The sequence below is a fragment of the Cobetia sp. cqz5-12 genome, assembly GCF_016495405.1.
GTDB lineage: Bacteria > Pseudomonadota > Gammaproteobacteria > Pseudomonadales > Halomonadaceae > Cobetia.
This window is the reverse complement of sequence record NZ_CP044522.1, coordinates 453,076-466,022: the sequence shown is the minus strand read 5'-3', so window position 1 is coordinate 466,022 and position 12,947 is coordinate 453,076. Positions and strand designations below refer to the sequence as shown.

10 protein-coding genes are annotated in these 12,947 nt (G+C 62.7%); 1 reads left to right on the top strand and 9 read right to left on the bottom strand.

Translation table 11 applies throughout. From position 1 onward, the window contains the following. Positions 1-35: 35 nt before the first annotated feature. The 7 genes from dgcA to F8A90_RS02080 form a co-directional block, all read right to left on the bottom strand. A complete protein-coding gene (dgcA, locus tag F8A90_RS02110) occupies positions 36-2,114 on the bottom strand; it encodes a dimethylglycine demethylation protein DgcA (RefSeq protein ID WP_200018699.1) in 2,079 nt (692 codons plus the stop codon). Between the two features lie 278 nt (positions 2,115-2,392). Further along, the gene (locus tag F8A90_RS02105; RefSeq protein ID WP_200018698.1) at positions 2,393-2,929 is read right to left on the bottom strand and encodes a DUF5943 domain-containing protein; all 537 of its coding nucleotides are present in this window, start codon (positions 2,927-2,929) and stop codon (positions 2,393-2,395) included. A 97-nt stretch (positions 2,930-3,026) separates the two neighbouring features. Beyond that, positions 3,027-4,037 carry a dipeptidase gene (locus F8A90_RS02100; RefSeq protein ID WP_200018697.1) on the bottom strand — a complete coding sequence of 337 codons (1,011 nt, stop codon included), beginning with the start codon at positions 4,035-4,037 and terminating at the stop codon, positions 3,027-3,029. Positions 4,038-4,285: 248 nt separating this feature from the next. Then, positions 4,286-5,047: a monofunctional biosynthetic peptidoglycan transglycosylase gene (mtgA, locus tag F8A90_RS02095; protein WP_084589412.1), complete on the bottom strand. Its 762-nt coding sequence runs from the start codon at positions 5,045-5,047 to the stop codon at positions 4,286-4,288. 282 nt (positions 5,048-5,329) lie between these two features. Next, positions 5,330-6,511: a GlxA family transcriptional regulator gene (locus F8A90_RS02090; protein WP_166019905.1), complete on the bottom strand. Its 1,182-nt coding sequence runs from the start codon at positions 6,509-6,511 to the stop codon at positions 5,330-5,332. A 668-nt stretch (positions 6,512-7,179) separates the two neighbouring features. Further along, positions 7,180-8,043 carry an S-formylglutathione hydrolase gene (gene fghA / locus F8A90_RS02085; RefSeq protein WP_200018695.1) on the bottom strand — a complete coding sequence of 288 codons (864 nt, stop codon included), beginning with the start codon at positions 8,041-8,043 and terminating at the stop codon, positions 7,180-7,182. A 121-nt stretch (positions 8,044-8,164) separates the two neighbouring features. After that, positions 8,165-9,274 (bottom strand): S-(hydroxymethyl)glutathione dehydrogenase/class III alcohol dehydrogenase, encoded by a 1,110-nt coding sequence (locus tag F8A90_RS02080; RefSeq protein ID WP_200018694.1) that lies wholly within the window; start codon positions 9,272-9,274, stop codon positions 8,165-8,167. A gap of 286 nt (positions 9,275-9,560) precedes the next feature. On the opposite strand from F8A90_RS02080, the gene F8A90_RS02075 reads away from it, so the two are divergent. Then, positions 9,561-10,454: a LysR family transcriptional regulator gene (locus F8A90_RS02075; protein ID WP_166019770.1), complete on the top strand. Its 894-nt coding sequence runs from the start codon at positions 9,561-9,563 to the stop codon at positions 10,452-10,454. Positions 10,455-10,566: 112 nt separating this feature from the next. Here the strand turns inward: F8A90_RS02075 and F8A90_RS02070 are convergent, their stop codons facing one another. After that, a complete protein-coding gene (locus tag F8A90_RS02070; RefSeq protein WP_200018693.1) occupies positions 10,567-12,093 on the bottom strand; it encodes an NCS1 family nucleobase:cation symporter-1 in 1,527 nt (508 codons plus the stop codon). An 83-nt stretch (positions 12,094-12,176) separates the two neighbouring features. Then, positions 12,177-12,470: a hypothetical protein gene (locus F8A90_RS02065; protein WP_200018692.1), complete on the bottom strand. Its 294-nt coding sequence runs from the start codon at positions 12,468-12,470 to the stop codon at positions 12,177-12,179. Between the last annotated feature and the right edge of the window lie 477 nt (positions 12,471-12,947).

Below are 12,947 nucleotides of genomic sequence, written 5' to 3'. Positions count from 1 at the left end.
GGTCAAACCTCCCACCTACGTGTCAGACGACGCGATCAAAAATCCTTGCACAGGCGCAGGGCGTCGTAGATGGCGGCGTGGGTGTTGCGCGGAGCGTTGCAGTCGCCGAGACGGAACAGCAGGTAGTCGTCACCGTCAGTGGCCTGGCTAAGGCACGGCTGCGGCTTGATGGCGTAGAGCGACTCGACGTCGATCTGGCCCTTGTTGAGCGAGCCGTCCTTGAAGGCGTAGTAGAGCGCTTCATCCGGGCGCACGCCGTTCTCGACCACGATCTGATCGACGACGCGCTCTTCGAGCGTGCCGGTGTACTCGTTCTCCAGCACCGCCACCAGCCCCTCGCCCTCGCGGTAGACCTCATGCAGCACCATGTCGGAGGTCATCACGACTTCCTTGGCATACAGGCTGCGGTAATAGGTCGGGAAGGTGGTACCGCCGACCGCCGCACCGGGCTTGATGTCGTCGGTGACGATCTCGACCCTGGCGCCCTTGTCGGCCAGATAGTCAGCCACCGAGACCCCGGAGAACTCACAGATGCTGTCGTAGATCAGCACGTTGCTGCCCGGCGCGACGCGCCCGTCCAGCACGTCCCAGGAAGAGACGATCAGGCTCTTGGCCGGGTCTTCGTCATAGCCCCAGGACGCGAACTGGTCCATGAACGGACGACCGCCCACCGCAAGGATCACCACATCGCCGCGTAGGTCACGGATGGTGGCCTCATCGGCCCGCGTGCCCAGGCGCAGGTCGACCTTCAGGCGCGCCAGTTCCAGCTGATACCAGCGCGTGATGCCGGCGATCTGATCACGCTGCGGCGCCTTGGCCGCTATGGTGATCTGGCCGCCCAGCTCGTCACGGGCCTCGAACAGCGTCACGTCGTGGCCGCGTTCGGCACACACGCGGGCTGCCTCCATGCCGGCCGGACCACCGCCGACGATGACGACCTTGCGCACCGGGCCGCTGGTCTTCTCGATCTGATGCGGCAGGCCCATGTATTCGCGCGAGGTGGCGGCATTCTGGATGCACAGCACGTCCAGGCCCTGGTACTGACGGTCGATGCAGTAGTTGGCACCGACGCACTGCTTGATCTGATCGAGCTGGCCCATCTTGATCTTGGCGATGATGTGCGGGTCGGCGATGTGGGCGCGGGTCATGCCGACCATGTCGACATAGCCGCCTTCCAGGATGCGCTCGGCCTGGTTGGGGTCCTTGATGTTCTGGGCGTGGATCACCGGAATCTTGACGACTTCCTTGATGCCGGAGGCCAGGTGCAGGAAGGGTTCCGGCGGGTAGGACATGTTGGGAATGACGTTGGCGAGGCTGTTGTGGGTATCACAGCCGGAGCCGATCACGCCGAAGAAGTCGAGCAGACCGGTGGCATCGTAATAGGCCGCGATCTGCTTCATGTCGTCGTGGGACAGGCCATCGGGATGGAATTCATCACCACAGATGCGCATGCCGACCACGAAGTCGTCGCCGACCTCGGCGCGCACTGCCTTGAGCACCTCGATACCGAACTTCATGCGGCCCTCGAAGCTGCCACCCCATTCGTCGGTGCGCTTGTTGACGCGCGGGCTCCAGAACTGGTCGATCAGGTGCTGGTGCACGGCGGACAGCTCGACGCCGTCCAGGCCGCCTTCCTTGGCACGCCGCGCCGCCTGGGCGAAGTCGGCGATGATGCGCTGGATCTCTTCCACCTCGATGGTCTTGCAGGTAGAGCGGTGCACCGGCTCGCGGATGCCGGACGGCGACATCAGCGAGGTCCAGTCGAAGCCGTCCCAACGCGAGCGACGGCCCATGTGGGTAATCTGGATCATGATCTTGCCGCCATGCTTGTGCACGGCATCGGCCAGATTCTGGAAATGCGGAATGATGCGATCAGTCGACAGATTGACGGAGCTCCACCAGCCCTGCGGGCTGTCGATGGAGACCACCGAGGAGCCACCACAGATGCACAGGCCACACCCGCCCTTGGCCTTCTCTTCGTAGTAGCGCACGTAGCGCTCGGTGGTCATGCCGCCATCGGTGGCATACACCTCGGCATGGGCGGTACTGACGACGCGGTTGCGGATGGTCAGCTTGCCGATCTCGATCGGCTGGAAGAGTGCGTCGAATGCCATGGTGAGAGCTCCTCGCCGGGGAGAGCACCGCCTTGTCACGCTGGCCTGGCCTGCCCGCCGCCACGAGTCGTGGCGGTGGGGTTGGCGTCAGGCGTCTTGCATGTCAGGAAAGGCGGCGCTCAGGCGTTGCGTTGTCGTTGTTGTGGGTGATGAGTGTCGTGTGGTGAGTGTCGTGACAGAGAGATGATCGGGCAGCCGGCTTGTGCTGTTGCCTGTGCCAAGTCTGGGCCTCGGCCTTGACCCGAGCCATGGAATAGAGAGTGGCGGATCCGAAAACGTCACACTGTTCCGGGAGCGACCTCGAAATACCCCACGTCACAGCCTTCCTCACCACCGCTCTGGGTCTGGGCGGCGACGGTGCGCAGCTCGCTGCCACGCGCGGCCAGAATCTGGTCCATCGCGCCTGCGAACCAGCCGGTGAACATGTACTCAAGCTTTGTGCCGGTCTTGCCCTGCTGATAGACGAAGCAGGAGTGTTCCAGGCGCACCTTGCAGGTGCCGCGCTCCAGATCGATCTCCTCGGTGATGAACAGGCCCCAGCCGCGCTGTGACAGACGCTTCATGTAATGCTCGAAGACCTCCACCCCGACCAGGCCGTGCAGCTCGGCTTCCTTCTCGCACCAGTGCCAGGCGCTCTTGTAGCCGGCGTGGTAGAGAATCTCGGCATACTTCTCCACGCCCAGCGCCTCTTCCACCGCGACGTGGTTGTTGATGAAGAAGTGACGCGGCACGTACAGCATCGGCAGGGCGTCGGAGGTCCAGATGCCTGTCTCGCTATCCACTTCGATCGGCAGTTCAGGGGCCATCTTGCTCATGTCGGTATCCTCGAAAGGGGGCTTAAGGGAGATGTAAAAGAGAGTTCAAGAAAGAGATCGGGAAAGAGAGATCAAGAAAAGGCACGGACAGACAGACTCAGCCGCCCCAGACGTTTTCCAGCGTGCGCAGCCAGTTCTCACCCATGATCTTGCGCACCTGATGCTCGCTCATGCCGCGACGCAGCAGCGCCTCGGTCAGATTGGGGAACTCGCCGATGGTGCGGATGCCTTCCGGATTGACGATCTTGCCGAAGTTGGTGAGACGACGGGCGTAACCCTTGTCGTGGGTCAGCCACTCGAAGAAGTCCTGCCCGTGACCCTGGGTGAAGTCGGTACCGATGCCGATGGCATCCTCGCCGACCAGATTCATCACGTATTCGATGGCCTCGACGTAGTCGTCGACGGTGGCGTTGACGCCGGCCTTGAGGAAGGGGGTGAACATGGTGACGCCGACGAAGCCGCCGTGTTCGGCGATGAAGCGCAGCTCGGCATCGGACTTGTTGCGCGGGTGGTCCTTGAGACCGGCCGGCGCGCAGTGGGAATAGCAGACAGGCACCTTGGATTCGAGAATGACTTCCTCGGAGGTCTTCGAGCCGACGTGGGAGAGATCACACATCACGCCGACGCGGTTCATCTCGGCGACCATCTCGCGCCCGAAGCCCGACAGACCGCCATCGCGCTCATAGCAACCGGTGCCGACCAGATTCTGGGTGTTGTAGCACATCTGAACGATACCCACGCCGAGCTGCTTGAAGACATCGACATAGCCGATCTGGTCTTCATAGGCGTTGGCATTCTGGAAGCCGTAGATGATGCCGGTCTTGCCGGCGGCCTTGGCGGCGCGGATGTCGGCGGCGGTGCGCGCCACGCAGACCAGATCACTGCTCTTGGCGATCAGCTGGTTGCTCTTGACGATGTTGTTGACGGTCGCCTGGAAGCCTTCCCACACCGAGACGGTGCAGTTGGCCGCGGTCAGACCGCCCTTGCGCATGTCCTCGAACAGCTCGCGCTGCCACTTGGCGATCACCAGACCATCGATGACGATGCTGTCATCGTGCAGGGCGCGGGCCGCATCGGACCCACCGAAGGAGGAGGAGAATTCGGACATCATGTCGCTCCGGCGCTGGGCAGGCGGCTCTGGAAGTCAGGTCACTGCCCGTACCCGGCGGACAGGGCCTGCCGGAACACGATCTCCTGCAGGCTGTGCCAGCATAGTCCTGCCCTCTTTCCCCTCTGACGCCAGATGCGACCCGTGGCTATCGAATCGCGTCAGGGCTGTCGTTTCTGAAACGACGACGCCCCGACTCGAGAGAGCCGGGGCGTCGTGGGACAGCCGAGGGTGTAGCGTCACGCCGCTCAATGCGCGGGGGACAGCTCCTTCAGCGAAGGCAGCAGGTCCCAGCTCAACCAGCCACGCGGCTGTTCCAGGCGCTTGAGATAGCCCATGCCGAGATTGTTCATCTGGCGGCGCGTCCAGCTGGCACGCCGCTGGATATAGGCCGAGGGCTTGCCGGCATTGAAGCGGATCGGGTTGGGCAATACCGCCGCCAGCAGGCTGGCCTGGTAGGCGGACAGGCTGGCGGCATCGGTATTGAAGTGATGCTCGGCCGCGGCCTCGACACCGAAGACCCCCGGCCCCCATTCGGCGACATTCAGGTAGACCTCGAGAATGCGCTCCTTGGGCCAGATCACCTCGATCAGGATAGTGAACCAGACCTCCAGCCCCTTGCGCACCCAGCTGCGCCCATTCCACAGGAAGACATTCTTGGCGGTCTGCTGACTGATGGTACTGGCGCCGCGTAGACGTTCACCGGCCAGCCGCGCATCGATGGCCTTGACGATCTGATCGACATCGAAGCCGTAGTGATCGGGAAACTTCTGGTCTTCCGAGGCGATCACCGCCAGACGGGCATTGTTGGAAATCTGTTCCATCGGCACCCAGTCATGCTGCAGCGCCATCGGCTCGCCGGTGACCAGGCCATAGCCCCACTTCTCCAGCATCACCATCGACACCGGCAGCGGCACGAAGCGCAGCAATACCACCAGGCCGATGCAGGCCACCATCCAGCAGGCGACGACCTTGAATGCCCACACCGCCAGCCAGCGCAGACGCTCCATCGGGCGCATGCCGGCACGCGGCACCGGGCGGCGTGTCGCCCCGCGCCGCACACCCGCCACACGCTCCGTGCCTTCCTGCCTGCGTTGCTGTCCTCGTGCCATCCCTTGCCGTCCCCTATCGTGGCGCGTCATTCCGCCGCCGAGCCATTGTCATGTCAGCTACTGCTTATTGGTGCCTTCGAGTGTACCAGAGCGTGCCGGTGGCTCCTGTGAAAACGACAACGCCCCTGCTACAGAGGCAGAGGCGTTGGACATTGCGGGAGGCTGGTCAGCCGGCAGGCGTCAGCCCTGCAGACGCACGCTGGCGTAGGTCGGCTCACCGCGCGCATTGGCCAGTGCCAGAATCGCCGAGGAGACGGGGGACTCGCTGGCCGGTTGCAGAGGCGCATTGCCGCCCATGCTCTGGCCGATCGACTGGTGCAGCAGCCCTTCCAGACTGGCGACACCGGTCAGCTGATGGTCGCCATCGGCGCGACACGGTACCTCCAGCACGCTGACACTGCGCTCGCCACCGATGCGCTCGTCACGCGGTGGCATGCCGAAGTACTCGCGGTAGCACTTGGAGAAGTGCGGCGTGGACACGAAGCCACAGGCCGAGGCCACCTCGATGATCGACAACGCCGTCTGCTTGAGCAGCTGACGCGCGCGGGTCAGGCGCAGCTTGAGGTAGTAGCGCGACGGCGAGCAGTGCAGATAGCGCTGGAACAGACGCTCCAGCTGACGGCGCGAGACATCGACATAGTGCGCCAGCTCGTCCAGGCCGATGGGCTCTTCCAGATTGGCCTCCATCAGCGCGACGATTTCCAGAAGCTTCGGCTGGGTGGTGCCCAGTACATGCTTGAGCGGCACGCGCTGCTGGTCCTGCTCGCCACGCACCCGGTCGCAGATGAACATCTCGGAGATGCCCGCCGCCAGCTCGCGGCCATGCTCGCGACCGATCATGGTCAGCATCATGTCCATCGGCGCAGTACCGCCGGAGGCCGTGGCGCGGTCCTGATCGATGGAGAACAGTCGCGTGGTCAGCGGCACGCGCGGGAAGGCTTCCTGCATCGCGGCCAGACACTCCCAGTGGATGCTGGTCTCATGGCCTTCGAGCAGCCCCGCCTGGGCCAGCGCCCAGCTGCCGGTGCAGACGGCACCCAGCTTGCGGCCGGCACGTGCCTGCGCCTGCAGCCAGCTGACATGCGGGCGATGCACGGAGCGCTGGATACCGACGCCACCGCACACGATGACGATATCCAGCGGCGGGCAGGCCTCGGTGGAGGTATCGGGCGTGACCTGCAGGCCATCGCTGGCGCGCACGGGGGCGCCTTCCAGCGCCACGGTATACCAGCGGTACAGCTCGCGTCCGGCCAGCTGATTGGCCATGCGCAGCGGTTCCACCGCCGAGGCCAGCGAGATGAGCGTGAAGCTGTCGAGCAGCAGGAAGCCGATGGTCTGCGGCTGACGCGTCTCGCCGGCCATTCCTGCAGCGGATGAGTGAGCTTCGTACGGGCGGGCGAAACGGCCACTGGTCAATGCCATGAGGGGAGTCCTTCTCTATATCTGCTTGAGTGGCAGACCGGGGGCTCGTGGCGCCCTCTCCCGTGGCCTGATGAGGCCGGCGGGGGTCCGCAGTATTATCGTTATTGGGTCTCAGCAGGGAGCGAACCTTGGAGGTCGGCTCCAGCAGCGACGACATCGGCGATCGGCCCCATCAGGGGAAGGTCAATAAGCGACCTCTGCAATTCCGATAGCGTCAGGGATGTCGTGTTTCACTGCCTGGACGTCGTGCGTTGTCCACCTCTCGACAGTAAACCATCGCGCCTGCATGGCGCAGTGACTTTATCGCCGCTGTGCAGCAAATCATCGTTGCCGTACGGCACAGAATAACGCCTGAGTTAGCTGCCACTAACGCAGCATAAGCAAACGCCACCAAAACGGGCTTTCATGCCTGAAGGTTCTGAAAGACACCGCTTCTCATGACGAAAAAACGACAGTCCCGCTATCCATCAATCGATAGCGGGACTGTCGTTTCTGTCTTTCACGCAGTGTCTCTGCTCGGCGAGCGATCAGCTGCGATGGGCACTTTCACACCTCAAAGCAGGTGCTTTGAATGCTTTTTCATTTCTACCGGCGACCACACTCACACCTCAAAGAAGGTGTTTCGCGTGGTAGGTCAAATGCTCATCGATGAAGCTGGCCATGAAGAAGTAGCTGTGGTCGTAGCCGGGTTGACGGCGCAGGACAAGCGGATGATCCAGCTCGGCGCAGACCGCCTCCAGGCGCTCCGGCTTGAGCTGCTCCTCGAGGAATTGATCATTCTCGCCCTGCTCGACGAACAGCTCCTGACGCGCGGCGCCGCTGTGGCTCGCCTGCTTGACCAGCTCGCAGGTATCCCACTGCGCCCACTGGGTGCGGTCATCCCCGAGATAGCCGCTGAAGGCCTTCTCGCCCCACGGGCAGGCCATCGGATTGACGATCGGCGCGAAGGCCGAGACCGAGCGATAGCGGCCCGGATTCTTCAGCGCGCAGATCAGCGCGCCGTGGCCGCCCATGGAGTGACCGGAGATGGACTCGCGTTCGCCATCCACCGGGAAGTGACGCTTGACGAGCGCCGGCAGCTCCTCGGCGACGTAGTCGTACATGCGGTAATGGCGCGCCCACGGCTCGCGGGTGGCATTGACGTAGAAGCCGGCACCGCTGCCGAAGTCGTAGCTGTCGTCTTCGCCGGGCAGGTCCACGCCACGCGGGCTGGTATCCGGACAGATCAGGGCGATGCCCAGCTCCGCCGCCTTCTTCTGCGCGCCGGCCTTCTGCATGAAGTTCTCGTCGGTGCAGGTCAGCCCCGACAGCCACCACAGCATCGGCACCGGGCCCTGTTCGGCCTGCGGCGGCAGATAGATGGCGAACACCATGTCGCAATCCAGGCTGCCGCTGCGGTGACGGTAACGCTTGAGCCAGCCGCCATGCACCTTGTTGGCGCTGACCAGCTCGAGTTGTTCGGTCGCGGTCATCATGCTCTCCCTTGTGATATCGCCCGTGAAAACGGCGTCGGCAAGCCGACGCCGTTTCGCGTTCCAGACCTCTCCGGGCAACACGCGTTTTCGTGTTGCCCGGCGGCAGTTCAGCCCCGGATCAGAAGCTCAGCACGGTACGGATCGACTTGCCTTCGTGCAGCAGATCGAAGGATTCGTTGATCTTCTCGAACGGCATCTGGTGAGTGATGAAGTCGTCCAGATTGATCGCGCCGTCCATGTAACGCTCGACGTAGCCCGGCAGTTCGGTGCGTCCCTTGACGCCACCGAAGGCGGAGCCTTTCCAGACGCGTCCGGTCACCAGCTGGAACGGACGGGTGGAGATCTCTTCACCGGCACCGGCGACGCCGATGATGATGGATTCGCCCCAACCCTTGTGCGCGCATTCGAGCGCGGCACGCATGACATTGACGTTGCCGATGCACTCGAAGGAGTAGTCGACGCCGCCGTCGGTCATCTCGACGATGGCTTCCTGAACCGGCACGGACAGCTTGCTCGGGTTGACGAAGTCGGTGGCGCCGAACTTGCGGGCCAGGTCGAACTTGTCTTCATTGATGTCGATGGCGATGATGCGCGACGCCTTGGCCATCACCGCGCCCTGGATGGCGGCCAGACCGATGGCACCGAGGCCGAAGATGGCGACGGTAGCACCCGGCTCGACCTTGGCGGTGTTCATTACCGCGCCGATACCGGTGGTGACGCCACAGCCCAGCAGGCAGATCTTGTCCAGCGGCGCTTCCTTGGACACCTTGGCCAGCGAGACTTCCGGCACCACGGTGTATTCGGAGAAGGTAGAGGTGCCCATGTAGTGGTGCAGCATCTTGCCATCGAGAGAGAAGCGCGAAGTGCCGTCCGGCATCAGGCCGCGACCCTGGGTGGCACGCACGGCGCTGCACAGGTTGGTCTTGCCGGAGAGGCAGAACTTGCACTTGCCGCATTCCGCGGTATAGAGCGGAATGACGTGATCGCCCGGCACCAGGCCAGTCACGCCCTCGCCCACTTCCTCGACGATACCGGCGCCTTCGTGGCCCAGCACGGACGGGAACAGGCCTTCCGGGTCTGCGCCGGACAGGGTGAACGCATCGGTATGGCAGACGGCGGTATTGACGATGCGTACCAGCACCTCACCGGCCTTCGGCCCTTCGACATCGATCTCGAGCAGTTCCAGCGGCTTGCCGGCTTCCAGCGCAATCGCAGCACGTGATTTCATGAATCTCTCCTAGTGAGCATCAATAGCGGTAAACTGGCTGCCAATCTCATGCCCCCTGGCGTAGTGACGACCAGCGCGGAGGTCACCCTGAAAGGTAGCAGCACCTGACAGGTTGCATAGATGAGTCGCCCGGGGGACTCCCCACGCGACAGGCACTGGGCTCGTCCTTGCGGTTCATCCTTGCGGGCTTGGCATGCAGCACAGTCTACGCAGTCATGCGGGTGGGATTAAGCCGTCGGCACTCAGATGATTATTGCCACTCAACAACAATGAAAGAGGAGCCAGCATGCAGCGCTGGGACCGTATCGAAGCCTTCGTGGAAGTCGTCAGAATCGGCTCATTTTCCGGTGCCGCCCGTCATCTCGGGGTGTCCAGCTCACATGTCAGTCGTCTGATCAGCCAGCTGGAAGCCCAGCTCGATACCCAATTGCTCTACCGCACCACCCGTCAGACGCGTCTCACCGATGCCGGACAGGTGTATTTCGAGCACTGCCATCACCTCTTCGATGGCTTCCGCGCCGCCGAACAGGCCATCGGTGACTTCCACGCCCGCCCCAGCGGCGTGCTCAAGCTGACCAGCGCCACCACCTTCGGCGAGCGCTACGTCGCGCCGCTGGTCAACGACTTCCAGCTGCTGCACCCGCAACTGGAAGTGCAGATGCACTTCACCAACCGCCCGGTGGAACTGATCGACGAGGGTTTCGACGTCGCCATCCGCATGGGCGTGCTCAAGGATTCCTCGCTGATCGCAAGGCGGCTGGTGGACCGCCGCGAATTCGTGGTCGCCTCGCATGACTACTTCCAGCAGGCGCCGCGCCCGCACACCCTGGCCGAGCTCTCCAGTCACCGCTGTCTGGCCGGTTCCAAGCGCGAATGGCTGTTCGAGGTCGAGGGTCAGCGCCGTGAGGTGCGCATCACCGGCAGCTGGCAGGCCAACTCCGGCCCGGCGCTGTTGGACGCCACGCTCAAGGGCCTTGGCCTTGCTCAGATTCCCGACTATTACGTCGCGCCCCATCTGGCCAGCGGCAAGCTGATCTCGGTGCTGGATGAGTACCAGGTGCGCGATACCGGGGTGTGGATCGTCTATCCCCGCCACCGCCACCTCTCGCCCAAGGTGCGCCAGTTCGTCGATTTCATGGTCGAGCGCTTCGAGGGCGGCATCCCCGGTCTGGTGGGCTGACGATCAGGGCGCGAAGGCCTGAACCGGCCGTCACTTTCCCTGGCCACGACGACAGACGGGCTGCCGATTGGCAGCCCGTCTGTCATTGCACTCACCATACTCATCAGCGGCGTCAGGCGCGCTGCGCGCCGCTGCCAGGTACTGCCTCGGGCAGATGTACTGGTGGTGCCTTGACCAGCAGCTTGCTGGCCACGAAATAGACCAGCGCCCCCAGCAGCGAGCCGGTGAACCAGCCGTAGTCGTAGAACCAGGACAGCCCAGGCTGCGAGAAGCTGATCACCGTCAGTCCCACCGGCACGAAGAAGGCGATGAAGCCCGCCGGATTGAAGGCCGGATAGGTGCTGCCATCCAGATAGAGTGCCGGCAGATCAAAGGACTGACGACGGATCACGAAGTAGTCGACGATCATGATCCCCGCGATCGGCCCCAGCAGACTCGAATAGCCCAGCAGCCAGTTGGAATAGAGGCTCTCGAGACTCACGTCCGAGACGATCCAGCCCATCTTCTTAATCAGCTCGAAGCCCATCAGCAGCACCCCGACCAGCCCGGTCAGCAGCACGCCGCGCGTCTGGTTGATCAGCTTGGGCGCGATGTTCTGGAAGTCATTGGTCGGCGAGACGATGTTGGCGGCGGTATTGGTGGAGAGCGTCGCGATGATGATCAGCACCATGGCGATGGCGACCCAGCCGGGACTGTCGATGCGACCGATCAGGTTGACCGGGTCAGAGATGGTCTCGCCCACCAGCGAGCTGGAAGCGGCCGTCAGCACCACGCCGAGCGCGGCGAAGAAGAACATCGTCAGCGGCAGGCCGATGATCTGACCGACGATCTGGTCCTTCTGGCTCTTCGCGTAACGACTGAAGTCAGGAATGTTCAGCGACAGCGTCGCCCAGAAGCCGACCATCGCGGTCAGGCCCGCCATGAAGTAGCTGGCCACGCCATCGCCTTCGGGACGATTCGGCGGCTGGGCCAGCAGCTCGCTGATCGAGGTATGCGGCAGCGCCCACACCATCAGGCCGACGCCCACCGCCAGCAGCAAGGGCGCGGAGAGCGTCTCCAGCCACTTGATGGATTCCGCGCCGCGAATCACCACGAACAGGTTGAGCGCCCAGAACACGAAGAAGCCGATGACCTCGCCTACCCCGCCCAGCGCCTTCCAGTCGGCCGAGAGGCTCGACAGCAGCAGGTGAATCGCCAGTCCGCCGAACATCGTCTGGATACCGAACCAGCCACAGGCGACCACCGCGCGAATCATGCACGGCACGTTGGAGCCGATGATCCCGAAGGAGGAGCGCAGCACCACCGGGAAGGGGATCCCGAAGCGCGTGCCGGGGAAGGCGTTCAGCGTCAGCGGAATCAGCACCACCAGGTTGGCGATCAGGATCGTGAACAGCGCCTCGCCGACGCTCAGGCCGAAGTAGGCGGTCAGGACGCCACCCAGGGTGTAGGTCGGCACGCAGATCGACATGCCGACCCACAGTGCGGCGATATTCCAGCGCGACCAGGTGCGTTCGGCACTTCTGGTCGGCGCGATATCCTCGTTGTAACGCGGGCTGCGGGCGACATCCTGTGCCACCACCAGCTCGATCATTTCCTCATTGCTGCGCACCATGTGCGAGCGCGTCTGTGTCGGGGCCATGAGTCCTCACCTGTTCAGCTGTTGTTATTGTTGAGGGTGATGCACTGCGCTTGCCTTGTGTCACTTGTCGTTTCTTGTCTTCCTCACCTTCTCCGTCGCTTTTCTGGCTCCTCCTCGCTCCTCCTCGCTCCTCCCCGTTCGGCATAAATCATCAGGCACACTTCATTCAGCACTGCATGCAGAAGATTCTGCGGCAGACGAAACTGCGGCAGACGAATCTGCGGCAGACGAATCTGCGGCAGGCCGTGTAGAAGAAACACCTTGCGCAGCTTATGTGCAAAACCCTGTGGCAAATCGCATGCCGCCGGCCGGATTATTGCCGACAAATCAAACCTGTCTTGCAAGACAACTTGAGATGCAATGGCGCGTATTTTCATGCATGACGCCTGTCAGGTGGCGACAAGCCTTGTTCGCGCCAACTGTCAGTATGGTCAGGTTCCAAGCTGGTGCAAGGCGGTCTTGCGCAATGCCCGCGCAAACGGTCACAAGCCACTGTTGTGCATCGCATTTTCCTTTGAAAATCGTGTGAACCACGCTGATTCTCCAGGCACCACAATGGTGAAATATGGCCTTTTCTTGAATAAAAACTCTTTGATAACAACAAGATGAATCCACAATACTTTATTTGACACTTCATCTTGCCGAACGCGGGAACACTGTCTAATGTTCATTAAGCTGACTGGTAAGACAGGATTTAAATCGGATCTTTCCTGACCCACGATGCCTGCCATCGGCGTGCAGACTTGCCAGGCAGGCGGCGTGTTTTTCTTGGGGCCATTTCGCGCTATCCCTGCTCACCCGTTCAGCCCACCAGCACTCATTGAAGACAACAACAACCGGCGCCAAGCGCCCGA

Excerpts from the sequence above, each read along its gene's own strand:
- dgcA (WP_200018699.1), bottom strand. The coding sequence starts at position 2,114 with ATGGCATTCGACGCACTCTTCCAGCCGATCGAGATCGGCAAGCTGACC.
- F8A90_RS02105 (WP_200018698.1), bottom strand. The coding sequence starts at position 2,929 with ATGAGCAAGATGGCCCCTGAACTGCCGATCGAAGTGGATAGCGAGACA.
- F8A90_RS02100 (WP_200018697.1), bottom strand. The coding sequence starts at position 4,037 with ATGTCCGAATTCTCCTCCTCCTTCGGTGGGTCCGATGCGGCCCGCGCC.
- mtgA (WP_084589412.1), bottom strand. The coding sequence starts at position 5,047 with ATGGAGCGTCTGCGCTGGCTGGCGGTGTGGGCATTCAAGGTCGTCGCC.
- F8A90_RS02090 (WP_166019905.1), bottom strand. The coding sequence starts at position 6,511 with ATGGCCGGCGAGACGCGTCAGCCGCAGACCATCGGCTTCCTGCTGCTC.
- fghA (WP_200018695.1), bottom strand. The coding sequence starts at position 8,043 with ATGACCGCGACCGAACAACTCGAGCTGGTCAGCGCCAACAAGGTGCAT.
- F8A90_RS02080 (WP_200018694.1), bottom strand. The coding sequence starts at position 9,274 with ATGAAATCACGTGCTGCGATTGCGCTGGAAGCCGGCAAGCCGCTGGAA.
- F8A90_RS02075 (WP_166019770.1), top strand. The coding sequence starts at position 9,561 with ATGCAGCGCTGGGACCGTATCGAAGCCTTCGTGGAAGTCGTCAGAATC.
- F8A90_RS02070 (WP_200018693.1), bottom strand. The coding sequence starts at position 12,093 with ATGGCCCCGACACAGACGCGCTCGCACATGGTGCGCAGCAATGAGGAA.
- F8A90_RS02065 (WP_200018692.1), bottom strand. The coding sequence starts at position 12,470 with ATGAAAATACGCGCCATTGCATCTCAAGTTGTCTTGCAAGACAGGTTT.